This is a genomic window from Salmonella sp. 32120201201600049SM, assembly GCF_017572835.1.
Classification (GTDB): domain Bacteria; phylum Pseudomonadota; class Gammaproteobacteria; order Enterobacterales; family Enterobacteriaceae; genus Salmonella; species Salmonella enterica.
Window position 1 is genome coordinate 132,210 of sequence record NZ_JAGESA010000008.1, and the last position, 24,236, is coordinate 156,445.

Consider the following 24,236-nt stretch of genomic DNA (forward strand, 5'->3'; position numbering starts at 1 on the left):
GATTAAATTAATTAAAAAACTTAAAACCATAAAACACTTAAAAACCATCTAACGCTTTGTGAAATAAATCAAAATTTACCACCAAAATACTCCTTACGATGTATACGTCAGAGAGAAAAATAAATAACTCGTCATAAAAAAACTCCCACTCTGACTGAAAAGAAAAAGTTATCAAGTTGCAACACAGCGCAACATATACAGAAAAGTGGCAACAAGCATATCACCAGGATATTTCTTACTATGTTTGGCAATAATGTATTCACTCGGGTAAAACGCTCTGAAAATAAAAAAATGGCGGAGATCGCTCACTTTCTCAAAGAGAATGATTTAAGCGTCGATACCACTGTAGAAGTGTTTATTACCGTCAGCCGTGATGACCGTCTTATTGCCTGCGGCGGTATTGCCGGAAATATCATTAAATGCGTGGCCATTAGCGAATCAGTACGCGGCGAAGGCTTAGCGTTAACGCTGGCGACGGAATTGATTAATCTCGCCTGGGAGCGGCACTGCACCCATCTTTTTATTTATACCAAAACGGAATACGAAGCGCTGTTTAAACAGTGCAGCTTTTCGACGATAGCCAGCGTCCCTGGCGTAATGGTCTTAATGGAAAATAGCGCGACCCGGTTGAAACGGTATGCGGAATCGCTGGCGACATTGCGTCATGAGGGAAAGAAAATTGGCTGTATTGTGATGAACGCCAATCCTTTCACGCACGGCCATCGCTATCTGATCCAACAGGCGGCGGCACAGTGCGACTGGCTGCATCTGTTCCTGGTCAAAGAAGATACATCACGCTTTCCCTATGAAGACCGACTCGATCTGGTTCTTAAAGGGACCACCGATATCCCGCGCTTAACCGTTCACCGCGGCTCCGAATACATTATTTCTCGGGCGACGTTCCCCTGCTATTTCATTAAAGAGCAGAGCGTCATTAATCACTGTTATACCGAAATCGACCTGAAGATTTTTCGCCAGTATCTGGCGCCCGCGCTTGGCATCACACACCGCTTTGTCGGTACGGAACCGTTTTGTACCGTTACCGCCCAGTACAACCTTGATATGCGTTTCTGGCTGGAGACGCCAACGCTTCCCGCCCCACCCATTACGCTGGTGGAAATAGAGCGGCTTTGCTTCCAGGAGACGCCGATATCCGCCTCCTGGGTACGCAAGCTGCTGGTTAAACACGATCTCACGGCTATCGCGCCGCTGGTTCCCGACGCCACCCTGCGCTATTTGCAGGGCATGGTCGAACGCCATCCGGGCAGCGCGGCAGCCCGTCAAAAGTCCCCCGTATTAGCAACAGGTGAAAAATGAAAATAAACCAGCTAGCCGTCGCAGGCACGCTTGAGTCCGGCGATGTGATGATACGCATTGCGCCGCTCGATACGCAGGATATTGACCTGCAAATCAACAGTAGCGTTGAAAAACAGTTTGGCGAGGCCATTCGCGCCACCATCCTGGAGGTGCTTTCTCGCTACGACGTGCGCGGCGTACAACTGAACGTCGATGATAAAGGCGCTCTGGACTGCATTTTGCGCGCCCGACTGGAAACGCTACTGGCGCGCGCCAGCGGTATTGCCGCTCTGCCCTGGGAGGATCGCCAATGATTTCCGCCTCTCTGCAACAACGTAAAACCCGCACCCGCCGCAGTATGTTATTCGTACCGGGCGCCAACGCGGCGATGGTGAGCAATTCGTTTATCTACCCGGCCGACGCGCTGATGTTCGACCTGGAAGACTCCGTTGCATTACGCGAAAAAGACGCGGCGCGCCGTCTGGTATATCACGCGCTGCAACACCCGCTTTACCGTGACGTCGAAACCATCGTCCGCGTGAATGCGCTGGATTCCGAATGGGGCGTCAACGATCTGGAAGCGGTCGTGCGCGGCGGCGCGGACGTGGTGCGTTTACCGAAAACCGACACCGCGCAGGACGTCATTGATATCGAAAACGAAATTCTGCGCATTGAAAACGCCTGCGGTCGCGAACCGGGCAGTACCGGCCTGTTAGCTGCCGTGGAATCGCCGCTGGGTATTACCCGCGCGGTAGAAATCGCCCACGCCTCTGAACGGTTGATCGGGATTGCGCTGGGCGCGGAAGACTATGTTCGCAACCTGCGCACCGAACGCTCTCCGGAAGGCACCGAACTGCTGTTCGCCCGCTGCGCCATTTTGCAGGCCGCGCGTTCCGCCGGCATTCAGGCCTTCGATACCGTCTATTCCGACGCCAACAACGAAGCCGGTTTCCTGCAAGAAGCCGCCCACATTAAACAGTTGGGCTTTGACGGTAAGTCACTGATCAACCCCCGCCAGATAGAACTGCTGCACAACCTTTATGCGCCGACGCGTAAAGAGGTCGCCCATGCGCGTCTGGTCGTTGAGGCCGCAGAAGCCGCCGCCCGCGAAGGTCTCGGCGTCGTTTCCCTTAACGGCAAGATGGTCGACAGCCCGGTGATTGAACGCGCCCGTCTGGTGCTCTCCCGTGCAGAACTTTCCGGTATTCGCGAAGAATAAGGCAAAAAAATGACGCAGAAAAATGAATCTCAACGCCAGGATCGCGTAGCCGCCTGGAGCCGTCACGCTGAAAGCGAACTGAGCGCTTACCACAGTGCGGCAAAATTGGATCTACAAGCGCAAAAACCGCGCGACCACAAACTGTGCGCCAGCCTGGAAGAGGCCATCCGCCGTTCCGGTTTACGCGACGGCATGACGGTCTCCTTTCACCATGCGTTTCGCGGCGGCGATCTGACGATTAACCTGGTGATGGAAACCATCGCGAAGATGGGCTTCAAAAACCTGACCCTGGCCTCCAGTTCGCTGAGCGACTGCCATGCGCCGCTGGTTGAACACATTCGTAACGGGGTGGTCAGCCGCATCTACACGTCAGGCTTGCGCGGCCCGCTGGCGGAAGAAATTTCTCGCGGCCTGCTGGCTGAGCCGGTTCAGATTCACTCCCACGGCGGCCGTGTACATCTGGTACAAAGCGGCGAACTCAACATTGATGTTGCGTTTCTTGGCGTGCCCTCCTGCGATGAATTCGGTAATGCTAATGGTTATACCGGCAAGGCCTGTTGCGGTTCACTGGGCTACGCGATGGTGGATGCCGACAGCGCGAAGCAGGTCGTGATGCTGACGGAGCAACTGCTGCCGTATCCGCATAACCCGGCAAGCATCTCTCAGGATCAGGTTGATCTGATCGTGCAAATCGAAGAAGTCGGTGATGCAAACAAAATCGGCGCTGGCGCGACCCGCATGACCACTAATCCGCGTGAACTGCTGATCGCCCGCAGCGCGGCGGAAGTCATTGCTCACTCCGGCTACTTCAACGAAGGTTTCTCCCTGCAAACCGGCACCGGCGGCGCATCGCTGGCGGTCACCCGCTTCCTGGAAGACAAAATGCGTAGCCGCAACATTGTGGCTAATTTCGCGCTGGGCGGTATCACCGCCACCATGGTCGACCTGCATGAAAAGGGCTTAATCCGCAAACTGCTTGACGTGCAGAGCTTCGATCGTAACGCTGCGCAATCTTTGGCCCGCAACCCGAACCATATCGAAATCAGCGCTAACCAGTACGCCAACTGGGGCTCTAAAGGTGCTTCCGTCGACCGTCTGGACGTGGTGGTGCTGAGCGCGCTGGAAGTAGACACCCACTTCAATGTTAACGTGCTGACCGGCTCCGACGGCGTTCTACGCGGCGCGTCCGGCGGTCACTGCGATACCGCCGTCGCGGCGGCGCTGTCCATCATCGTCGCGCCGCTGGTACGCGGTCGCATCCCAACGCTGGTTGATAACGTCACCACCTGCGTCACACCGGGCTCCAGCGTCGACATTCTGGTCACCGATCACGGTATCGCCGTCAATCCGGCGCGTCCGGAGTTGGCTGAACGCCTGAAAGCAGCGGGAATGAAAGTGGTATCGATTGAGTGGCTGCGCGAACGCGCGCAACTGCTTACCGGTCAGCCCCGCCCTATCGAATTCACCGACCGCGTGATTGCTGTCGTGCGTTATCGCGACGGTTCAGTGATCGATGTGGTGCATCAGGTGAAGGAATAAGCCATGCGCCTGTTTCCTGAACTCGCCACCTGTCACGACGTTTCTATTCCTGAGCTGCTCGCCAGCCGGGATGAGAGACAAGCAAGACAGCGCGCCTGGCTAACGCGCCACGCCACTCCGCTGGTCTCCTTTACCGTGGTGGCGCCAGGCCCGATGAAAGACAGCGCGTTAACCCGCCGGATCTTTAATCACGGCGTGACTGCCCTGCACACGCTGGCAGAAGAGTATGGCTGGACCATCCGGGAGCAGGCTGCACTGGCTTCCGCCAGCGGGCCGGAAGGACTGCTGGCGATTGAGGCGCCCGCTCAGGCGCTCAAACAGGCGACCATCGCGCTTGAACAGCGTTATCCACTGGGGCGCCTGTGGGATATCGATGTCCTGACGGCGGAAGGCGAAATACTCTCCCGCCGCCATTTCGCGCTTCCCGCTCGCCGCTGTCTGCTGTGCGGGCAAAGCGCGGCTGAATGCGCGCGGGGTAAAACCCACGCGCTGACTGATTTACTGATTCATATGGAGGCGCTGCTGCATGATGCCGATTCCCGCCAACCCGACTAACGCCTCCATTCAGCCTCAGTCGCTGTATGACGCCTGGGCCGATTTGGCCTGGCGCGCCATGCTGACCGAGGTAAATTTATCGCCAAAACCCGGTCTGGTAGACCGACTAAACTGCGGCGCGCACAAAGATATGGCGCTGGCGGATTTTCACCGCAGCGCGGAGGCGATTCGACACTGGCTGCCGCGCTTTATGGAATATGGCGCCAGCTGCACGCGCCTGCCGCCAGAGTCAGTTCTGGCGGGCCTGCGTCCATTGGGGATGGCCTGTGAAGCAGCGATGTTTCGCGCAACGGCGGGCGTCAATACCCATAAAGGCAGCATTTTCTCGCTGGGGTTACTGTGCGCCGCCATTGGCCGCCTGTATCAGCTACGCCAGCCGATCGCTGCAGAAACACTCTGCACTACCGCCGCCGATTTTTGCCGCGGCCTGACCACGCGCGAACTGCGCCAGAACAACCTACAGCTCACCGCAGGCCAGCGGCTGTATCAGCAACTGGGATTAACCGGCGCGCGCGGTGAAGCGGAAGCGGGCTATCCGCTGGTCATCCGCCACGCGTTGCCGCACTACCGCGCATTGCTGGCGCAGGGGCGCGATCCGGAACTGGCGCTGCTTGATACCTTACTGCTGCTGATGTCGCTTAACGGCGATACCAACGTCGCGTCGCGCGGCGGGGCGGACGGTCTGCGCTGGTTACAGCAGCAGGCGGCGGTCTTATTACATCAGGGCGGCATACGGACGCCTGACGATCTCGTTTATCTCCACCGGTTCGATCAGCAATGCATTGAACGCAATCTCAGCCCAGGCGGTAGCGCCGATCTGCTGATCGTGACCTGGTTTTTAGCGCAAATTTCGCAAGTTAATCATTAACACAATTATAGAAAATATCCTTTCCGGAGAGTCATTTATGTCTTTATCCAAAGATAATATATGGAAGTTGTTGGCCCCATTAGTGGTGATGGGCGTCATGTTGCTAATTCCTGTTCCAGATGGTATGCCGCCGCAGGCCTGGCACTATTTTGCGGTTTTCGTCGCGATGATTGTCGGTATGATCCTGGAGCCGATCCCGGCGACAGCGATCAGTTTTATCGCCGTAACCATTTGCGTTATCGGCAGCAATTACCTGCTATTTGACGCTTCAGAACTGGCCGATCCGGCGTTTAAAGCCAGTAAACAGGCGCTGAAATGGGGGCTTGCCGGTTTCTCCAGCACCACGGTCTGGCTGGTTTTCGGCGCGTTTATTTTCGCGCTGGGCTACGAAGTGACCGGGCTGGGGCGCCGCATTGCGCTGTTTCTGGTAAAATTCATGGGTAAACGCACGCTGACGCTCGGCTATGCGATTGTCATTATCGATATTTTGCTGGCGCCGTTTACTCCCTCCAATACGGCTCGTACCGGCGGGACTGTCTTCCCGGTCATCAAGAACCTGCCGCCACTGTTTAAATCGTTTCCAAACGATCCTTCCGCACGCCGCATCGGCGGTTATTTGATGTGGATGATGGTGATCAGTACCAGCCTGAGCTCTTCGATGTTTGTCACTGGCGCGGCCCCGAACGTATTAGGTCTGGAGTTCGTCAGCAAGATCGCTGGCGTCCAGATTAGCTGGCTGCAGTGGTTTCTCAGCTTTCTGCCGGTAGGGATTATTTTACTGATCGTTGCGCCGTGGCTCTCCTATGTACTTTATAAACCTGAAGTGACCCACAGTGCGGAAGTCGCGGCCTGGGCTGGCGGCGAGTTAAAAAACATGGGGCGTCTGTCCCGCAAAGAGTGGACGCTGATTGGCCTGGTGCTGCTTAGCTTAGGATTGTGGGTTTTTGGTGGAAAAATCATCAACGCCACTGCCGTGGGTCTGCTGGCCGTCTCGCTGATGCTGGCGTTGCATGTTGTGCCGTGGAAAGACATTACGCGCTACAACAGCGCCTGGAACACCCTGGTGAACCTCGCTACGCTGGTGGTCATGGCCAATGGCTTAACCCGCTCCGGCTTTATTGACTGGTTCGCCAATACCATGAGTACGCATCTGGAAGGTTTCTCGCCGGATGCAACCGTGATTGTACTGGTACTGGTGTTCTATTTCGCGCACTATCTGTTCGCCAGTCTTTCCGCTCACACCGCGACCATGCTGCCGGTCATTCTGGCGGTGGGTAAAGGCATTCCGGGCGTTCCGATGGAACAACTGTGTATTCTGCTGGTGCTGTCTATCGGTATCATGGGCTGTCTGACGCCGTATGCCACCGGCCCTGGTGTGATTATCTACGGCTGCGGTTACGTGAAATCCAGAGACTACTGGCGGCTTGGCGCAATCTTTGGCGTTATCTATATCGCGATGCTGTTGCTGGTGGGCTGGCCGATTCTGGCAATGTGGAATTAAACATTACGCCAACGCAGGTTAAAAATGATGCCGTTCAGGTTCACCTGAGCGGCATTTTTTATGATTAAATGGGTAACATTCATAATGTGTATAAATTATCGAATTCATCATGAACACAATATGGCATTACAGTCCGCTGCTGGCTGCCCTCTTAACCCCGATTTTTGCCGCCAACGCCGACGAACTTCAGGCGCAACAGTACGGTGATTTCACTGACTATGTGCTGGCGCTTTCCTGGCAAACCGGTTTTTGTCAAAGCCAGCATGAACGCCGCCATCGGGAGCCCGATGAGTGCCGTCTGCAAAAAGAGCCAGCCAACAAAGCAGACTTTCTGACCGTCCACGGCCTGTGGCCAGGATTACCCAAATCTATCGCCGCACGCGGTGTTGACCAGAGACGCTGGCAGCGCTTTGGTTGTGCGACGCGGCCAATCCCGAATCTGCCTGAAGTCAAGGCCAGCCGGAAATGCTCAGCCTCCGCCCCCGGACTTTCGCCTGACATCGCGGCAGCGCTTAAGGAAGTGATGCCCGGCGCGGGGGGGAATTCCTGTCTGGAGCGCTACGAATATGCCAAACATGGCGCCTGTTTCGGGTTTGATCCCAATGCCTATTTCGGCACCATGATACGGCTGGATAAGGCGATAAAAGACAGCGCGCTGGGGCAGTTTCTGGCGGATAATTACGGCAAGACCGTTAGCCGCGCTGAGTTTGATAGCGTCGTCGCACAAATGTGGGGCCAGGATAATGTCAAATCCGTTAAAGTAAACTGCCATGGCAATCCCGCCTATTTAACAGAGATTCAGTTTTCATTAAAGGCGTCGATGATTAACGCCCCGCTCTCCTCTGCCTCATTCCTGCCGCAGCCGCATCCCGGCAACTGCGGGAAACAGTTTATTATCGATAAAGCCGGTTATTGACGAAGCAGAGGTTTAAAACCGTAGCCACATTTGAGAACACGCCCGAATGTAGACTAAAATTCACTCAGGGCTATGACGTTTGAGGATTTACCCGAATGTGAACTAAATCACTTCAAAGACGGGGTAAGTCTCAGTATCATCATGAGAGTTAAACCCTCGCCGCCAGACGGTGAGGGTTTTCTTTTGGGACCATTTACCTGCACTACTCGCAGTATCGATGACATGGAGTAAGAAATGTCCAGACCCACTATTATCATTAACGACCTTGACGCCGAACGTATTGATCGTCTTCTGGAACAGCCTGCGTATGCGGATCTGCCGATTGCCGACGCGCTCAACGCCGAACTGGATCGCGCGCAAATGTGTTCGCCACAAGAGATGCCGAACGATGTCGTCACCATGAACAGCCGCGTTAAATTCCGCAATTTGAGCGATGGTGAAACACGCGTGCGGACGCTGGTGTATCCCGCCAATATGACGGACAGCAGTACCCAGCTTTCGGTAATGGCGCCCGTCGGCGCGGCGTTGCTGGGACTGCGCGTCGGCGACACCATTCACTGGGAACTGCCGGGCGGTGCCTCCACCCATCTCGAAGTGCTGGAACTCGAATATCAGCCTGAAGCCGCGGGCGACTTCCTGCGTTAAACCATCTGCATAAGCGTTAATGCGTTTACACAGAGGATGCCTGCGCATCCTCTTTCCGTTAGCCCTTTCATTTCTGCCTGCTTCAGACAACGCCGCCTGGCATCGGGTTGATTACTCCCGTCGCCTGTTTCTGCGCCGCTTGTGCCGACGTCGCTCCCGGCACCAGGATAACCTTCCGGCACTCTTCTTCGCGTTTTTCGAAAATTTCGTAGCCGCGCGCCGCCTCTTCAAACGGCATATAGTGCGTGACAATCTCCTCCGGCTTCAGCAACCCTTTTTCAATAAGCGGTAATAATTCCCCCAGCCACGCGTGAACATGGGTTTGACCCATTTTAAAAGTTAGCCCCTTATCAAAGGCGTCGCCGAATAAAAAGCCGTGAATAAAACCGGCATACACGCCGGGCACGCTGACCACGCCGCCGCGTCTGACCGCCGCGATACATTGTCGCAGCGCTTTGCCGCTGCTGCCTTCCAGTTTAAGGTTCGTCAGCACCGTCTCCGTCATGCTGCCTTTCGCTTCAAAGCCTACGGCATCAATTACCGCGTCCACGCCGCGGTGGCCTGCCGTCTGCTCGATGATTTTTTCCGCCGGATCGTTCTCATCATCGAAGTTGATCGGTATCGCGCCATAACGTTCTTCGGCGAAACGCAGGCGCCAGGCGTGGTGATCAACGACGAAGATCTGCTCCGCGCCCAGCAGTCGCGCACAGGCGATAGTCAGTAATCCTACCGGCCCTGCGCCAAAAACCGCCACGCTGGAACCTTGCTGAATCTGGGCATTTTTTGCCGCCTGCCAGGCGGTAGGCAAAATATCAGAAAGAAACAGCGCCTTATCGTCAGATAACAGCGGCGGCACCTTAAATGGACCAACATTACCTTTTGGCACGCGAACATATTCGGCCTGTCCGCCGGGAACGCCGCCATACAGATGGCTATAACCAAACAGCGCCGCCGGTGGCGGGATCTGTTTTTTATTCATCGCCGCGCCGTGTCCGTCGTTAGTGTTTTCACACGCTGAATATTGCTGTAGCCGACAGAAAAAGCAGTCACCACAGGCAATGACAAACGGGATAACGACCCGATCCCCTTTCCGAATATTCTTCACATCATGTCCGGTTTCCACCACCTCGCCCATAAATTCATGGCCGAAAATATCACCATGTTTTACCTGTGGGATCTTGCCGCGATAGAGATGCAAATCAGATCCGCAAATCGCGGTGGCGGTAACACGCAAAATGATATCGTCAGGCTGCTCAATGCCGGGATCGGGTACGTTTTCAACCTTTACGTGATGTGGACCGTGATACGTCAATGCTTTCATGCAGCCTCCGGGGTAACGGTGAATGTTGCGTTCGACTATAAAAGGGTAGCTATCCCGGAGAGACTGCCGGCAAAACAGGCGGCTTTAGGATTTTTCCTGGAAAATACACGACTTTTTTAACGTCAGGTTGCCGTAATATTTAAAATTGCCAGACAAATAGCAGAAAGAAACATTATTATATGCTTGAATAAATTCAGTATTGATTAACAGGGAGTAACGGGTATGTATAAGACAATCATTATGCCGGTTGATGTTTTTGAAATGGAACTTAGCGATAAAGCTATTCGCCACGCTGAGTTTCTGGCGCAACAGGATGGCGTCATTCATCTGTTGCATGTACTGCCTGGGTCCGCGAGCATGAGTCTGCACCGCTTTGCCGCCGACGTGCGTCGCTTTGAAGAACATTTACAGCATGAGGCGGAAACGCGTCTGCAAACGATGGTGGGACACTTCAGTATCGATCCTTCACGAATTAAAACGCATGTTCGCTTTGGTAGCGTGCGCGATGTCGTCAATGAGATGGGCGAAGAACTGGATGCGGATGTCGTGGTAATCGGTTCGCGTAATCCGTCCATCACGACACACCTGTTGGGGTCTAACGCCTCAAGCGTGGTGCGCCATGCGACGCTGCCAGTATTGGTTGTGCGTTAACCCTGGCGGCTAAAAACTGACACGCCCTGCCAGGTCACGCCTGGCAGGGCTTTTTACTGCATCATCGTTAGTACAAATGCCCGATATTCACAATAGTACTCACCGTGTCGCCAAAAAAGACCAGCCGACTCAGAAATACGCCGACGAATAACAAGACGAACAGGAGTTTCGGGCGCGAATCACCGTGACGGCTGGCGACAAAAGCGAGCGCAAGGCAGACCAGGCTTGCCAGGTAAAACGGTGAAGCCAGCCATGAACGCGCCGTCATCTGCATGACCGTTCCCCCGCTTAACCACACCAGCGGCGCCGCGATAAGTACCGCGATACACACCACAATTCCCTGGCGTAACGCAGGAACGGCAGGCCTGAGTCTTAACAGCGGAATCGCCGCGCAACCCATGACCCATACCGTAATAAAAAATAACAGCATGGTAAATCCATTAGCGATAGCTACCATCGCTGGCGCGGCGTAGGTCATCCCCTGCACCGCCACCAGTAACACGCCGAACACGGAGGCGATAAGAGCCATCGCTTTATGTCCCTTTGCCAGGAACGTTACGCCGACCGCTGCGCCAAACAACGTGGCGCCAAGGATTTCCCGACTTAACCAGGCATGTCGCAGGTTAATCAGCGCATTATAAGCGCGATCGGGATGCGCCAGATGCAGAATCGCGGCAATAGACGCCAATGCCAGCACCAGCCCGGTGGCCAACCAATAGAAACGCTGGCCTTCCACTTCACCACGCAGCGTACGCCATGTCAGTACCAAAGCCATCCCGACAGACATCTGGCTTAATATCGTAAAAAACACCAGCGGCAGTTCATATTTTTCCATTACTTGTCCTCCGGCTGCTTAGGCTGGCGCGCCAGAATAAAGCGCGTTCCTGGATTGAGCTGTGGCATATGCGGGAACCCTGGCGGATACTGCACCGCATTATCGGGCACAGGATCGGCATCCAAATCGATAATCGACAAGGCACCCACCGGACAGGCGTTTACGCACGCCGGATTCATACCGATATCAAGACGCTCGTAGCACATACTGCATTTTTCCGCTTTACGTGTCTCTTCATTAAAACGCGGCGCGCCATAAGGACAGTTACGAATACAGTTTTTGCAGCCAATGCAGCGCTCAGGGTTATGCACCACCACCCCATCTTCACGTTTGGTATAGGCTTCGACCGGACAGGCGGCGACGCAGGCCGGATGTTCGCAGTGGTTACAGGCCAGCGAGTAAAACGCCCGCTCTTCATGTGGATAGATGTCTTTATCCAACGGATAAACGTAGCGCCAGAAGCGATCCGGCTCCAGTTGGTTAAAGCTTTTACACGCCATAGCACAGCCGCGGCAGCCGATGCACTTATCGCTATTCACTAAAAACGCACGTCTCATGCTACGGATTCCCCTTTACCGATCAATACAACGTCAGCAAACTGACTGTGGATAGCGGCGCCCGGCGCGCCAGTTTTCATCAGCCCCATATCAGCAGGCGTATCGGCCACGACGTTTTGCACGTTGTACTGCCGTTTCGGGAACCACGCTTCATACATCACCAGAAAATCTTCCGGCACGTTGGTGGTGACTTTTGCCCGCAGCTCAACTTCACCGGTGCCATTGAAAACTTTGACCAGATCGTTTTCGCTGATGCCTTTTTTCTGTGCGGAAGAAGGATGGATATAAACGAACGGTTCCGGGTAGAACACCTGCATCCAGTCCAGGTTGATAAACTGCGAGTGCAGGCCAAACTGCACGTGCGGCGTAAACAGATGGAAAGGCAGTTTGCTCTCGGCTTCCGGTTTGTATTCCGGCAGCGCGGTGTGGCCGTTTTTCTCCGCCAGTTCAGATTTAAATTCATACTTGCCTGACGGCGTTTTGAATTTGCGGTCGTACCAGGCGGCAGAGCTTGGCAGAATCGCTTTTTTCGGCCCGTCCAGCAGATCGTCCCAGGAAGAGATGCCGAACATTTTCGCCATTCCGTCGTTGAACTCCTGATCCAGCCAACGCTTGTGATCGAACTCTTGCGGGAAGGAACAGGAACCCGGCGCCATCTTATTAATGGTGCGCGACAGCATGGTAGCGATTTCAAGGTCGCATTTTGCTTCATACATCGGCTTAATCGCCGGCTGATTAATGGAAAGCCAGTAGTGCCAGTAAGAAGCATCCACGTTCCACTCTTCAAACGCGGTGGTAACGGGCAGCACGATATCAGCGTGTTGCACCGTTTCGTTGAAGAACTGATCGGCGCAGACCACCATTTCCAGTTTTTCAAACGCTTTTTTCATCTTGCTGCGATCGAAATCCTGGGCAAACGGGTTTTTACAGGCGACCCACAGCATACGAACCGGCGGATCGTTGGCCTCCAGAATCCCCTGCGCCGTCTGGTTGATATTCAGAGAGCGATCGGAGTACTGCACGGCGTCGCTGCCAGCGGCAGCCCCGAATTCACTGGTGGTGCCCGCCGCTCCAGGTATGCCAATAGCGCCCACCGGCGGCTTCTGCAGCATGGCGTTATAGTTAAAGCCCCAGGTATGCAGATGGCCATAACGCGCGCCGCCGCCTTCGACACCGATGTTGCCGGTCATAGCGACAAAGGCATCGATAGCGCGAACGTTGGCGCCGCCGTTGACATGACGCTGCATCCCGTAACCAATCCAGACCGTGGCCGGCTTAACCGCCGTAAACTCTTCCGCCAGCTGGCGAATGACATCCGTAGACAGGCCGCAGATTTCTGCCGCCCATTCCACGGTGACGTTATTGCGCAGATAGGCTTCAAATTCCGGATAGCCGTGAGCATCGTTGTTGACAAAATTCTGATCCACCAGGCCTTTATCCACCAGATGACGCGCCATTCCCAGCGCCAGCGCGCCGTCTGAGCCAGACCGCACGCGCAGGTAGAGATCGGCTTTGGCGGCAGTCTGCGACAGCAGCGGGTCGATAACGACGACCTTCGCCCCTTTCTCGCGCGCCTGATAGATGTACTTCATGCTGTGCATTGAGCACCAGGCCGGGTTGGCGCCCCAGATAATGATGTATTTCGCTTTCACCATATCTTCCGGGTCGTTACACCACATGTCGCCCATGTCGTAGTTTTGCGCGTCGATACCGGCAGGCCAGCACGGCGTACCGGCAAAACGGGTGGTATAGCCAAGCGAGGACATCATCCCTTCAACGGCATAGTTCAGCACGCCAAACTTACCGGAATATTTGGTCAGCGCCAGACCGAGCATAGAACCGTCTTTTTTCTTAATCTCCAGCATCTTGGCGGCAATGCGCTGCATCGCCTCTTCCCATGAGATGCTACGCCAGTTGCCGCTACCGCGAACGTCCTGCGCCATGGGATATTTAATACGATCGGGGCTATAAACCCGGCGCGGATAGCTTAACCCTTTGACGCAAGGGGTACCGTGAGTAAATGTTGATTCCGGCGCGCCTTCCACGAAAGTAATGACCCCGTCCTTTACCCACGTCTTGAGGCTACAGGTGTCATAGCAGTTACGCGGACACGCGTTACGATAAATTTTGTACGTTTTAGGGTTAAAGGGAACAGGCGGCTGCGCAAGCGCGCATCGGGAGGTCAGTAATCCTCCGGGTAAAGCCGCAACGGCGCCCAGTGCCACTATCCCCTTTAAAAAAGAACGTCTGTTCAGATGTCCTGTCTCATTACTCATATTGATACTCTCGTTTTAATTCATCAAGCCAATAAAATAAGATGTCCGCCACCGTATATAACGTGGTCGTTTGTGCATGAGTTTTTATTTTTTCGATATATAATGGCACCCACTTTGTTAAATAGTTATTGATATATTGAGTGAGAGTAGATCGGTATGGTGACGTTTGCCGGGTATTAGCCAGTAATAGTGTGGTCAATTCCAGCACGCAGGAAATATGATCGTCAGGGATATTGCTCTCCTGATTAACCGATAATCCCAACGCTGCCATAAAATCCCGTATCTCCAGCGTCGCCTTTCCCATCACCAGCGCATCCTCTTCCAGATACACTGAAGCGAAAGGCGCAGCCAGCAGCTTGCCAGGGCCGACGAATAGCGCATTAAAGTCATACTCCGCTTCCAGCCACGCCCGGTCGGTAAGGTTTACCGCAGCAGTGGGATTTAATCTCACGTAGGCAGATTTCAGTGAACGACTATCATGAGAATTAAAAAAATCACGCAATGTAAGCCCTGTTTTTTCTAATTCCGTCAGTGATTCATAGATTGAATCCATGAATAAATAACCTCACATACAAATGCAATATAAATCAAGAAAAAAGAATGGGCATGTTAACGGAAGCGCTTAATCTTTCTTTGATAAAAAAACAGAAAAATTCCAGTTAAATCCGTAGAAGACTTTTTTATTGTTTCAAAGTTTAAAAACAGAAGACCGTTGAAATAAAAAACCGTCTGTTATTAACAGACGGTTTCAGAGTATTGATAATGAAGAACGTGTTTTAGCCGGCGGCGTTCCCCGGGCATAAACACCGCAGGCCCGAATAGCTTACACTATCGGGCCATTTACGATGGCCAGTTAACTGACCTTGCAGGTGTGCTTACTTCTTTTTATGCGATTTTGGTACGAATCAGATAATCAAAGGCGCTCAACGAGGCTTTCGCCCCTTCGCCTGTGGCGATGATAATCTGTTTGTAAGGAACGGTGGTACAATCGCCTGCGGCGAAGACGCCCTTAACGCTGGTTTCACATTTGGCGTCTATAATGATCTCGCCCATGCGGTTACGCTCAAGCGCGCCTTCCAGCCAGTGGGTATTCGGCAACAGACCAATCTGCACAAAAATGCCTGCCAGCGCGACGCTATGAATATCGCCGCTGACACGGTCACGATACTCCAGCCCCACCACTTTCGAACCGTCGCCCTTCACTTCTGTCGTTTGCGCATTCAAAATGATATCGACATTTTTCAGACTACGCACTTTGTCCTGTAGCACCTGATCCGCCTTCATCTCCGGCGCGAACTCCAGCAACGTAACGTGTTCTACAATACCTGCCAGATCGATAGCCGCTTCAACGCCAGAGTTGCCGCCGCCGATGACCGCCACACGCTTCCCTTTAAATAACGGACCGTCGCAGTGCGGGCAATAGGTGACGCCTTTGGTGCGATACTGATCCTCGCCCGGCACATTCATATTGCGCCATTTCGCGCCGGTGGCGATGATGATACTGCGCGCTTTCAATACTGCGCCGGACGCCGTTTCAATCTGATGCAGGCCGCCTTCTGTCGCGGCCGGAACCAGTTTACTTGCGCTCTGGCTGTCGATAACGTCAACGTCGTAATCGCTGACATGCGCTTTCAGCGCGCCCGCCAGTTTCTGGCCTTCGGTTTTCGGCACCGAGATATAGTTTTCGATATCCACGGTATCCAGCACCTGACCGCCGAAGCGCTCGCCCATCAGACCGGTACGGATGCCTTTGCGCGCCGAGTAGACCGCCGCCGCCGCGCCCGCCGGGCCGGAGCCGACAATCAGCACGTCATACGCATCGCGTTTGTTCAGCGCTTCCGCCGCGCGTTTTTCTGCGCCAGTATCCACTTTGGCGACAATCTCGGTCAGAGTCATACGTCCCTGGCCGAACTCTTTACCGTTAACAAATACCGCCGGAACACCCATCACGTTACGTTCGGTGATTTCGTTCTGGAAGGTGCCGCCATCAATTGCCGTATGTTTAATACGCGGGTTCAGCACCGCCATCAGGTTCAGCGCCTGCACTACGTCCGGGCAGTTATGGCAGGAGAGTGAATAATAAGTTTCGAATTCAAAATCGCCGTCAATATCGCGAATCTGCTCCAGCAGCGACTGCGCTTCTTTTGACGGATGACCGCCGGTCCACAGCAGCGCCAAAACCAGCGAGGTAAATTCGTGGCCCAGCGGAGAACCGGCAAAGCGCGGCCCTTGCTGAGAACCTGGATTCGTAATCAGGAAAGACGGCTTGCGCACCGGCAGAGTATTGTCTTCTTTAAACGTGACTTTGTCGGACAGCTCGGCGATTTCAGCCAGCAGTTCCTTAATTTCCGCCGATTTAGCGCTGTCATCCAGCGTGGCAATCAGCTCAACAGGTTTGGTCAGTTTCTCAAGGTAAGCCCTGAGCTGGGTTTTCATATTTGTGTCGAGCATTCTTCTTCCCTCTCTGAAAACATCATCATGCAAGCCGACTTCGCGGGACTGCATTAATGCAACTTGCGTCATGGTGCTGAAATGAAATGGGCGCGGGTGCGCCCATGACTGAAACAATTTCCAAAGTATTTCACGTCAGAGTAAGGCGGCTAGCCTGAGAATCCCCGGGAGCTTACTGAAGTAAGTGACCGGGGTGAGCAGGCGACGCCAACGCAGCTATGGCGTGAAAGACGACGGAAATTTAGATTTTACCGACCAGGTCTAAAGATGGAGCCAGAGTCGCTTCACCTTCTTTCCATTTCGCCGGGCATACTTCGCCTGGGTGAGCGGCAACATACTGTGCTGCTTTAATTTTACGCAGCAGGTCAGACGCGTCACGGCCGATACCTTCAGCGGTAACTTCGATCGCCTGGATGATACCCTGCGGGTCAACAACAAAGGTCGCACGGTCTGCCAGACCTTCATCTTCACGCATGTTGTCGAAGTTACGGGTCAGGGCGCCAGTCGGGTCGCCGATCATCGCATATTTGATTTTTGCGATAGTTTCAGAGCTGCTGTGCCATGCTTTGTGCGTGAAGTGAGTATCGGTTGAGACGGAATAAACGTCTACGCCCAGCTTCTGCAGTTCTTCGTAATGGTCGGCAACGTCACCCAGTTCAGTCGGGCAAACAAAGGTAAAATCGGCCGGGTAGAAGAAGAAGACGCTCCAGCGGCCTTCGGTATCTTTCTCGGTGACTTCAATGAATTCACCGTTTTTGAACGCCTGGTTTTTGAAAGGTTTGATTTTGGTGTTAATTAAGGACATCTATACTTCCTCCGTGTTTTCGTTGAGGAGTAAGTTAACGAAATTTTGCTGATTCGGCTAATGCGTTTCCATTATCAAATCAATAAGCGTTAACTAACAACCCGATTCGGGCGACATTGTGAACACTGCGCCCTGTCAGCCATCTAAAGTAAAAAGGCCGCCTGACAGGCGGCCCCATTACCTGAACTACCCGTAGGTAACTTCAGAGCCAGTACGACTCGTCTTGCAAATTACAGACGTATTGTCTGCAACTCGAAATCCATAGCGTATATGCTGGCTAAGTGTTGCGCTCTACATTACCTTAACAAAGGCTGTAACAGCGAAAAGGATTACATCACCCCAGCATAGAAAGGGCAATCCTGGCACGCCAGCTCTTACCTATGTCTGTGATAGGCATCATCATTAATACTCTTTTCGCTTTGATCTTAAAAGGAAAAAATATGATTAAACGTACATTGCTGCTTGCTATGCTGCCCATTCTCGCCCACGCGGAAGAACTGCCTGCGCCAGTTAAAGCCATTGAAAAACAGGGCATAACTATCCTGAAATCCTTCGAGGCGCCGGGGGGCATGAAGGGCTATCTCGGAAAGTATCAGGATATGGGCGTCACGATTTACCTGACGCCGGACGGTAAACACGCGATTTCCGGCTATATGTATAATGAAAAAGGCGAAAATCTTAGCAACGCCCTGATAGAAAAAGAGATCTATGCGCCGGCCGGACGAGAAATGTGGCAGAAAATGGAAAAAGCGTCATGGATACTCGACGGTAAAAAAGACGCGCCGGTGGTGCTGTATGTCTTCGCCGACCCTTTCTGCCCCTATTGTAAGCAGTTTTGGCAACAAGCTCGTCCGTGGGTCGAATCCGGCAAGGTACAATTACGCACATTACTGGTCGGCGTGATTAAACCGGAAAGCCCGGCCACAGCCGCAGCGATTTTAGCCGCGAAAGACCCGGCGAAAACCTGGCATGACTATGAAGCCTCCGCAGGAAAGATGAAGCTGAAGGTTCCGGCGTCCATCCCCCCGGCGCAGATGAAAGTCATTAATCAGAATCAGCAGCTAATGGACGATCTTGGCGCTAACGCGACGCCAGCAATTTATTACATGAATAAAGATAAGATTTTGCAACAGGTTGTGGGTTTACCGGAAAAAGCGCAACTGGACGCCATGATGGGGCAGCCTTAACGCAGAAATTAGCAAAGCTGGAGCTTAACCGTACCACGCCCGATAGCGCTACGTTTGTCGGGCCAACCTCTGACTGGCATTAACGCAACGCCAGACCAGCATGTCATCCGACACAGCCTTTTTAGACTAACGGCGTGGTTATAAAAGTGTACGTTATGTCCGCCTTTACTGTAATTATTTACTCGCTAAAATATTCATAACTGTGGTATTTTAGTTTAAATAAACTCTACATTAAGTTTAATAAACATAACTCTGGTAAATTATTGAGATTAAGTCATAATCATGGAAGATACCATGATAATGCCGGGAACATACTATGGCTAACCTTTACGACCTTAAAAAATTTGATCTTAACCTGTTGGTTATATTTGAATGTATCTATCAACATTTAAGAATTAGCAAAGCAGCAGAAACACTCTATATTACACCTTCTGCCGTAAGCCAGTCATTGCAACGCCTGCGCACGCAATTCAACGACCCTCTATTTATTCGTTCAGGCAAAGGAATTACGCCTACCGTAACAGGCATTAATTTACATTATCATTTAGAAAATAATCTTAACAGCCTGGAACAAACTATTAATATAATGAATCAGTCCAGCCTGAAGAAAAAATTTATTATCTACAGCCCACAGCTGTTGATCACCCAATATGTGATGAAATTAGTTAAATATATCCGCAAAGATCCACAGGTTGAAATTGAACATCACGACATTTTGACCACTGACGAACTGCCTGAAGATCTGCTTGCCTACCGCAAAGCAGATATTGTGGTTTCAATGGCCCCACTGAATAATCGTTCTATTGTTTGTACTCACTTTAATAGGCTAGAATGCATCCTGGTTTGCAGTGAAAACCATCCCCGACTAGGCGACACCGCCACTATCGACGAAATTCTACAAGAGTCATTTACGCAACTCGTCTCCCGGGCAACCGGTATGAAAGAATATCATTCACTTATGGATGATGTGCTGGGGGAAAGAATAATTGGTTTCAGAAGCAAATCGCTGATGACCATCGCCAACTCTATCAGCTCCACGGAGCTTATTGGTTTTTTACCACAAACATTTTTTGACTATTACTCTTCCTCTATCAAACTTAAAAAAGTCACCATACCTTTTACCATTGCTCCCATACAATTCTATCTTATGTATAATAGGGCTTCGCTGAATAATAGCGGATTTGCTGAGCTCATTGAGCACATCACAAAAAAACATTAATAAGAAGGTCAGATAACGAATATTAATATAAATTTAATGTATATGTTTATGGGATATATTTATTTTACAAATATAATAAAGCATTGCAAGTTCATCTAATCTGCTTATCCTTTATGTTAATTATTTCGAATATACTGTAGTTAACACATCGGAGACTATCCAGAGATGTCGGTTTATAAAGTTCCGCTCGAGCAAAATGTTCTGGAAGCGGCTCAAGAGCGTATAATGTGGACCCTGGAAACCTTACCCCGGGTCTGCGTCTCATTTTCTGGTGGTAAAGATTCAGGACTTATGTTGCACCTGACGGCAACGTTGGCGCGCAAAATGAATAAAAAGATCCATGTTCTCTTCATTGACTGGGAAGCGCAATTCTCCTGTACCATCGCCTATATTGAATCGTTACGTGAATACTACGCGGACGTTATTGAGCGTTTTTATTGGGTCGCATTACCCTTAACCACACAAAATTCCCTTTCACAATACCAGCCGGAGTGGCAGTGTTGGCAGCCGGGTACCGACTGGGTACGACAACCGCCAGAAGATGCGATTACCGATCCGGCCTTTTTTTCCTTTTATCAACACGGCATGACCTTTGAACAGTTCGTTCGCGATTTTGCCGACTGGTTTTCAGAAAAACGTCCTGCCGCTATGCTGGTCGGTATTCGTTCCGACGAATCCTATAACCGATTTGCCGCTATCGCTAACTCGCATAAGCTGCGCTTTGCCGACGATAAGCCCTGGACCACGTTAGCCCCTAAGGGGCACACCTGGTATATCTATCCCATCTATGACTGGAAAACCGCAGATATCTGGACCTGGTTCGCCAAAACAGGTAAACCATGTAACCCTTTGTATAATTTGATGTATCAGGCTGGAGTACCGCCCCGTTACATGCGTATTTGCGAACCGTTCGGCCCGGAACAACGACAGGGGTTATGGCTGTATCATGTTATCGAACCTGAGCGCTGGGCGGCCATGTGCGCCAGAGTCAGCGGCGCACTCAGCGGAGGAATATACGCCGGACAAGACAGCCATTTTTACGGCCACCGGAAAATTTTAAAACCCGATCACCTTAACTGGGAAGAGTACGCGCTGCTCCTGCTACACAGTATGCCTGAAGTCACTGCCGAACATTACCGTAATAAAATCGCCGTTTATTTGCAGTGGTATAAGAAAAAAGGCATGCACACCATTCCACAAACGCAGCATGGCGATATCGGATCGCGCGATATTCCGTCGTGGCGACGGATCTGCAAAGTATTACTGAACAATGATTACTGGTGCCGGGCGCTGTCATTCAGTCCGACAAAACCTAAGAATTACCAGCGTTATAACGAACGTATGAAAGCTAAACGCCAGGAATGGGGGATCTTATGCAACACCGACTCACAACCGAAATAACTCACTTTCTCTCTGAACTGCCTGAAGAGGAGAGGATCGCCGCCATTAATGAATTTAGAATGGCGATACATAGCGTTAGTCCTTTTCGCGATGAGCCTGTCGATTGTGTCCTGTGGGTGAAAAACGATCATATTTCACCTAATGACTACAACCCGAATAACGTTGCGCCGCCGGAGAAAAAACTGCTGCTTAAATCGATTGAACAAGATGGGTTTACTCAGCCGATCGTGGTGGTAAAGGCCAATACGGAGGAGTACGAGATTGTAGACGGTTTTCACCGTCATGAGCTGGGCAAAGGAAAAGCGGCCCTGAAAAGGCGTCTGAAAGGCTACCTGCCGATAACGTGTCTGGACAGAGAACGTCACGAACGCATGGCGGCAACCATTCGGCATAACCGCGCGCGCGGGCGCCACCAGATCCACGCCATGTCAGAAATCGTGCGCGAACTTTCTCTGCTAGGCTGGGACGAGAGCAAAATCGGCCAGGAGTTAGGTATGGACGCCGATGAAGTCCTGCGCCTGAAACAGATCAACGGCCTGCAGGAGCTTTTTGCAGACCGTCGATTCTCCAGAGCGTGGACGGTTAAATAACTACAGTTTACACAGGCGCTCTGCGGCGGCCAGCAGCGTTGATTCCTGTTTAGCGAAACATAAACGTATAAGCTGATGCGGGAAAGGGGCGGCGCAAAAGACAGAGAGCGGAATAGCGGCGACACCGACTTCTTCGGTTAGCCACTGACAAAACTCAACGTCATTTAGCGTCGACACTGCGCTGTAATCGATTAACAGAAAATAGGTACCTTCACAGGGCAGCACTTTTAATCGGCTTTGCGCCAGCGCGTTAACCAACACATCGCGTTTTTTCCGGTAAAAATCGGGTAACGCGCGATAGTGTTCCGGCGCGGCGCGCAGCATATCCGCCAGCGCCAGTTGCGCCGGCGTATTGACGCAAAACGTCAGGTACTGATGAACTTTGCGTATTTCGGCGCTAATAGCCGCAGGCGCAACGCAGTAACCAATCTTCCATCCCGTCATATGAAAGGTTTTACCAAACGATGAAACGGCAACCGCCCGCTCTCGTAACTGAGGGTGCGCCAGTACGCTGGCATGACCTTCGGCGGCAAAACAAATATGTTCGTACACTTCATCGCTTAATACATAAATTTCCCGCTCGCCGATAGCCTGCCACAGCGCCTCGATATCCGCCTGGCGCCAGACGGTAGCGGTGGGATTATGCGGCGTATTGAGGATCACCAGTCGCGTGCGCTCGCTAAGCAACGCCGAAAACGCCTGCCAGTCGACGCGAAAATGCGGCGGCGTAAGCGCTATGCGTTTTAACACGCCGCCGGAGAGCGCCACGGCTGGGGCATAGCTGTCGTAACTGGGATCGAAACAGATAACCTCATCCCCTGCCCGCACCAGCGCGGTAATCGCCGCATACAGCGCTTCTGTCGCGCCCGCCGTGACGGTGATATCACTGACGTCATCGGGTCGATAACCATATATTTCCGCCGTTTTATCGGCTATGGCCTCCCGCAGCGCCTGCGCGCCCGTCATCGGCGCATATTGATTCGCGCCCTGCGCGACATGATAAGCCAACCGCTCGTGCAAATAAGAAGAACCATCAAAATCAGGGAAGCCTTGCGATAAATTTATTGCCTGATGTTTCTGCGCCAGCGCGCTCATTTGCGTAAAAATCGTGGTGCCAAGATTGGGCAATTTGCTCTTTGGAATCAGTGGGTTATTTCTCATTATCTTCATACCCGCCAGTGATGTGGTTGTTGACACACTATCACAGGGTGTTAGTATTTGGCAATCAAGACGTTTAGATGTCTAAATATAATAACAACGGTGAGAAGACCCTGAGGACAACACAACATGAACCACACTGAGATCCGCGTCGTTACCGGCCCGGCGAATTATTTTTCCCATGCAGGAAGCCTCGAAAGACTGACCGACTTTTTCACGCCGGAACAGCTTTCCCACGCCGTTTGGGTGTACGGCGAACGCGCGATTGCCGCCGCCCGGCCTTACCTGCCGGAAGCGTTTGAACGTGCTGGCGCAAAACATCTGCAGTTTACCGGCCATTGTAGCGAACGCCATGTTGCCCAACTGGCGCACGCCTGCAACGACGATCGTCAGGTGGTGATAGGCGTCGGCGGCGGCGCGCTGCTCGATACCGCCAAAGCGCTCGCCCGCCGTCTGGCACTGCCGTTTGTCGCTATCCCGACCATCGCGGCGACCTGCGCCGCCTGGACACCGCTTTCCGTCTGGTATAACGACGCGGGACAGGCGTTACAGTTCGAAATTTTTGATGATGCCAATTTTCTGGTGCTGGTCGAACCGCGCATTATTCTGCAGGCGCCCGATGACTATCTGTTAGCTGGCATTGGCGATACGCTGGCGAAATGGTATGAAGCCGTTGTGCTTGCGCCGCATCCTGAAACGTTGCCATTGACCGTAAGGCTGGGCATTAACAGCGCGTGCGCTATTCGCGATCTCCTGCTGACCAGCAGCGAACAAGCATTAGCGGATAAACAGCAGCGTCGGCTGACCCAGGCATTTTGCGACGTGGTGGATGCGATTATCGCTGGCGGCGGTATGGTCGGCGGCCTCGGGGAACGCTATACCCGTGTCGCCGCCGCCCATGCGGTACACAACGGTCTGACCGTCCTGCCGCAAACGGAAAAATTCCTGCACGGAACGAAAGTGGCTTATGGCATTCTGGTGCAAAGCGCGCTACTGGGACAAGATGACGTGCTGGCGCAATTGATTACAGCGTACCGGCGATTTCATCTGCCGACCCGGCTTAGCGAACTGGACGTGGATATTCATAACACCGCCGAGATCGATAGGGTAATCGCACATACCCTGCGCCCGGTCGAATCCATCCACTATTTACCGGTGACGTTAACGCCAGACACTCTGCGTGCGGCGTTTGAAAAAGTTGAATTTTTCAGAATATAGCCTGGTGGCGTTGCGCTTATCAGACCTG

At 52.6% G+C, this 24,236-nt stretch carries 23 protein-coding genes; 15 read left to right on the forward strand and 8 right to left on the reverse strand.

The annotated features are described in order from the left end of the window. Positions 1–240 precede the first annotated feature (240 nt). The 9 genes from citC (at position 241) to rnk (ending at position 8,539) form a co-directional block, all read left to right on the forward strand. Positions 241–1,317: a [citrate (pro-3S)-lyase] ligase gene (gene citC, locus J4650_RS16445; RefSeq protein ID WP_000467872.1), complete on the forward strand. Its 1,077-nt coding sequence runs from the start codon at positions 241–243 to the stop codon at positions 1,315–1,317. Continuing rightward, complete coding sequence (citD, locus tag J4650_RS16450; RefSeq protein ID WP_000700679.1) at positions 1,314–1,610, forward strand: citrate lyase acyl carrier protein; 297 nt, start codon at positions 1,314–1,316, stop codon at positions 1,608–1,610. Before citC ends, citD begins: the two co-directional genes overlap by 4 nt. Further along, entirely contained in the window at positions 1,607–2,515 is a 909-nt protein-coding gene (gene citE, locus J4650_RS16455; protein WP_000622342.1) for a citrate (pro-3S)-lyase subunit beta, read from the forward strand. Before citD ends, citE begins: the two co-directional genes overlap by 4 nt. A 9-nt stretch (positions 2,516–2,524) precedes the next feature. Further along, complete coding sequence (citF, locus tag J4650_RS16460; RefSeq protein ID WP_023993219.1) at positions 2,525–4,054, forward strand: citrate lyase subunit alpha; 1,530 nt, start codon at positions 2,525–2,527, stop codon at positions 4,052–4,054. A gap of 3 nt (positions 4,055–4,057) precedes the next feature. Then, on the forward strand, positions 4,058–4,609 hold the full coding sequence (gene citX / locus J4650_RS16465; RefSeq protein WP_023993220.1) for a citrate lyase holo-[acyl-carrier protein] synthase: 552 nt from the start codon (positions 4,058–4,060) through the stop codon (positions 4,607–4,609). Further along, entirely contained in the window at positions 4,581–5,477 is an 897-nt protein-coding gene (gene citG / locus J4650_RS16470; protein WP_023993221.1) for a triphosphoribosyl-dephospho-CoA synthase CitG, read from the forward strand. Before citX ends, citG begins: the two co-directional genes overlap by 29 nt. A gap of 37 nt (positions 5,478–5,514) precedes the next feature. Continuing rightward, positions 5,515–6,978 carry a citrate/succinate antiporter CitT gene (citT, locus tag J4650_RS16475; RefSeq protein ID WP_000059029.1) on the forward strand — a complete coding sequence of 488 codons (1,464 nt, stop codon included), beginning with the start codon at positions 5,515–5,517 and terminating at the stop codon, positions 6,976–6,978. A 109-nt stretch (positions 6,979–7,087) separates the two neighbouring features. Next, the gene (gene rna, locus J4650_RS16480; protein WP_001092579.1) at positions 7,088–7,894 is read left to right on the forward strand and encodes a ribonuclease I; all 807 of its coding nucleotides are present in this window, start codon (positions 7,088–7,090) and stop codon (positions 7,892–7,894) included. Between the two features lie 234 nt (positions 7,895–8,128). After that, on the forward strand, positions 8,129–8,539 hold the full coding sequence (rnk, locus tag J4650_RS16485) for a nucleoside diphosphate kinase regulator (protein ID WP_000089748.1): 411 nt from the start codon (positions 8,129–8,131) through the stop codon (positions 8,537–8,539). Between the two features lie 82 nt (positions 8,540–8,621). Here the strand turns inward: rnk and J4650_RS16490 are convergent, their stop codons facing one another. Further along, complete coding sequence (locus J4650_RS16490; protein ID WP_000646118.1) at positions 8,622–9,860, reverse strand: zinc-dependent alcohol dehydrogenase; 1,239 nt, start codon at positions 9,858–9,860, stop codon at positions 8,622–8,624. 222 nt (positions 9,861–10,082) lie between these two features. On the opposite strand from J4650_RS16490, the gene uspG reads away from it, so the two are divergent. Then, positions 10,083–10,511, forward strand: coding sequence for a universal stress protein UspG (uspG, locus tag J4650_RS16495; RefSeq protein WP_000278499.1), 429 nt, complete (start codon positions 10,083–10,085; stop codon positions 10,509–10,511). Positions 10,512–10,578: 67 nt separating this feature from the next. Here uspG and J4650_RS16500 read toward each other — a convergent pair whose 3' ends face one another. From J4650_RS16500 to ahpC, 6 genes are all read right to left on the reverse strand, one after another. After that, positions 10,579–11,346 carry a dimethyl sulfoxide reductase anchor subunit family protein gene (locus J4650_RS16500; protein WP_023993222.1) on the reverse strand — a complete coding sequence of 256 codons (768 nt, stop codon included), beginning with the start codon at positions 11,344–11,346 and terminating at the stop codon, positions 10,579–10,581. Further along, on the reverse strand, positions 11,346–11,903 hold the full coding sequence (locus tag J4650_RS16505; RefSeq protein ID WP_001250381.1) for a 4Fe-4S dicluster domain-containing protein: 558 nt from the start codon (positions 11,901–11,903) through the stop codon (positions 11,346–11,348). Before J4650_RS16505 ends, J4650_RS16500 begins: the two co-directional genes overlap by 1 nt. Then, positions 11,900–14,179, reverse strand: a complete 2,280-nt coding sequence (locus tag J4650_RS16510; protein ID WP_124234982.1) for a molybdopterin-dependent oxidoreductase — start codon at positions 14,177–14,179, stop codon at positions 11,900–11,902. The genes J4650_RS16505 and J4650_RS16510 overlap by 4 nt, the downstream gene beginning before the upstream one ends. Beyond that, positions 14,172–14,732 (reverse strand): molecular chaperone, encoded by a 561-nt coding sequence (locus tag J4650_RS16515; protein WP_023993224.1) that lies wholly within the window; start codon positions 14,730–14,732, stop codon positions 14,172–14,174. Before J4650_RS16515 ends, J4650_RS16510 begins: the two co-directional genes overlap by 8 nt. 332 nt (positions 14,733–15,064) lie before the next feature. Then, positions 15,065–16,630 carry an alkyl hydroperoxide reductase subunit F gene (gene ahpF, locus J4650_RS16520; RefSeq protein WP_000887644.1) on the reverse strand — a complete coding sequence of 522 codons (1,566 nt, stop codon included), beginning with the start codon at positions 16,628–16,630 and terminating at the stop codon, positions 15,065–15,067. A gap of 241 nt (positions 16,631–16,871) precedes the next feature. After that, a complete protein-coding gene (ahpC, locus tag J4650_RS16525) occupies positions 16,872–17,435 on the reverse strand; it encodes an alkyl hydroperoxide reductase subunit C (protein WP_000052802.1) in 564 nt (187 codons plus the stop codon). A gap of 440 nt (positions 17,436–17,875) precedes the next feature. Between ahpC and dsbG the strand changes: the two genes are divergently transcribed. The 4 genes from dsbG to J4650_RS16545 all read left to right on the forward strand — a co-directional run bounded on the left by dsbG (position 17,876) and on the right by J4650_RS16545 (position 21,832). After that, entirely contained in the window at positions 17,876–18,622 is a 747-nt protein-coding gene (gene dsbG, locus J4650_RS16530) for a thiol:disulfide interchange protein DsbG (protein ID WP_023993225.1), read from the forward strand. A gap of 316 nt (positions 18,623–18,938) precedes the next feature. Beyond that, on the forward strand, positions 18,939–19,841 hold the full coding sequence (locus tag J4650_RS16535; protein ID WP_023993226.1) for a LysR family transcriptional regulator: 903 nt from the start codon (positions 18,939–18,941) through the stop codon (positions 19,839–19,841). Positions 19,842–20,006: 165 nt separating this feature from the next. After that, positions 20,007–21,242, forward strand: coding sequence for a phosphoadenosine phosphosulfate reductase (locus J4650_RS16540; protein WP_000118137.1), 1,236 nt, complete (start codon positions 20,007–20,009; stop codon positions 21,240–21,242). Continuing rightward, positions 21,215–21,832 (forward strand): ParB/RepB/Spo0J family partition protein, encoded by a 618-nt coding sequence (locus J4650_RS16545; protein WP_001164756.1) that lies wholly within the window; start codon positions 21,215–21,217, stop codon positions 21,830–21,832. The genes J4650_RS16540 and J4650_RS16545 overlap by 28 nt, the downstream gene beginning before the upstream one ends. Here J4650_RS16545 and J4650_RS16550 read toward each other — a convergent pair whose 3' ends face one another. Further along, positions 21,833–22,993, reverse strand: coding sequence for a pyridoxal phosphate-dependent aminotransferase (locus J4650_RS16550; RefSeq protein WP_023993227.1), 1,161 nt, complete (start codon positions 22,991–22,993; stop codon positions 21,833–21,835). It lies immediately after the preceding gene. Between the two features lie 126 nt (positions 22,994–23,119). On the opposite strand from J4650_RS16550, the gene J4650_RS16555 reads away from it, so the two are divergent. After that, on the forward strand, positions 23,120–24,208 hold the full coding sequence (locus tag J4650_RS16555; protein ID WP_023993228.1) for an oxidoreductase: 1,089 nt from the start codon (positions 23,120–23,122) through the stop codon (positions 24,206–24,208). Positions 24,209–24,236 lie beyond the last annotated feature (28 nt).

Bases quoted from the DNA above. Each gene is read 5' to 3' on its own strand.
- citC (WP_000467872.1), top strand. From the start codon at position 241: ATGTTTGGCAATAATGTATTCACTCGGGTAAAACGCTCTGAAAATAAA.
- citD (WP_000700679.1), top strand. From the start codon at position 1,314: ATGAAAATAAACCAGCTAGCCGTCGCAGGCACGCTTGAGTCCGGCGAT.
- citE (WP_000622342.1), top strand. From the start codon at position 1,607: ATGATTTCCGCCTCTCTGCAACAACGTAAAACCCGCACCCGCCGCAGT.
- citF (WP_023993219.1), top strand. From the start codon at position 2,525: ATGACGCAGAAAAATGAATCTCAACGCCAGGATCGCGTAGCCGCCTGG.
- citX (WP_023993220.1), top strand. From the start codon at position 4,058: ATGCGCCTGTTTCCTGAACTCGCCACCTGTCACGACGTTTCTATTCCT.
- citG (WP_023993221.1), top strand. From the start codon at position 4,581: ATGATGCCGATTCCCGCCAACCCGACTAACGCCTCCATTCAGCCTCAG.
- citT (WP_000059029.1), top strand. From the start codon at position 5,515: ATGTCTTTATCCAAAGATAATATATGGAAGTTGTTGGCCCCATTAGTG.
- rna (WP_001092579.1), top strand. From the start codon at position 7,088: ATGAACACAATATGGCATTACAGTCCGCTGCTGGCTGCCCTCTTAACC.
- rnk (WP_000089748.1), top strand. From the start codon at position 8,129: ATGTCCAGACCCACTATTATCATTAACGACCTTGACGCCGAACGTATT.
- J4650_RS16490 (WP_000646118.1), bottom strand. From the start codon at position 9,860: ATGAAAGCATTGACGTATCACGGTCCACATCACGTAAAGGTTGAAAAC.
- uspG (WP_000278499.1), top strand. From the start codon at position 10,083: ATGTATAAGACAATCATTATGCCGGTTGATGTTTTTGAAATGGAACTT.
- J4650_RS16500 (WP_023993222.1), bottom strand. From the start codon at position 11,346: ATGGAAAAATATGAACTGCCGCTGGTGTTTTTTACGATATTAAGCCAG.
- J4650_RS16505 (WP_001250381.1), bottom strand. From the start codon at position 11,903: ATGAGACGTGCGTTTTTAGTGAATAGCGATAAGTGCATCGGCTGCCGC.
- J4650_RS16510 (WP_124234982.1), bottom strand. From the start codon at position 14,179: ATGAGTAATGAGACAGGACATCTGAACAGACGTTCTTTTTTAAAGGGG.
- J4650_RS16515 (WP_023993224.1), bottom strand. From the start codon at position 14,732: ATGGATTCAATCTATGAATCACTGACGGAATTAGAAAAAACAGGGCTT.
- ahpF (WP_000887644.1), bottom strand. From the start codon at position 16,630: ATGCTCGACACAAATATGAAAACCCAGCTCAGGGCTTACCTTGAGAAA.
- ahpC (WP_000052802.1), bottom strand. From the start codon at position 17,435: ATGTCCTTAATTAACACCAAAATCAAACCTTTCAAAAACCAGGCGTTC.
- dsbG (WP_023993225.1), top strand. From the start codon at position 17,876: ATGATTAAACGTACATTGCTGCTTGCTATGCTGCCCATTCTCGCCCAC.
- J4650_RS16535 (WP_023993226.1), top strand. From the start codon at position 18,939: ATGGCTAACCTTTACGACCTTAAAAAATTTGATCTTAACCTGTTGGTT.
- J4650_RS16540 (WP_000118137.1), top strand. From the start codon at position 20,007: ATGTCGGTTTATAAAGTTCCGCTCGAGCAAAATGTTCTGGAAGCGGCT.
- J4650_RS16545 (WP_001164756.1), top strand. From the start codon at position 21,215: ATGCAACACCGACTCACAACCGAAATAACTCACTTTCTCTCTGAACTG.
- J4650_RS16550 (WP_023993227.1), bottom strand. From the start codon at position 22,993: ATGAGAAATAACCCACTGATTCCAAAGAGCAAATTGCCCAATCTTGGC.
- J4650_RS16555 (WP_023993228.1), top strand. From the start codon at position 23,120: ATGAACCACACTGAGATCCGCGTCGTTACCGGCCCGGCGAATTATTTT.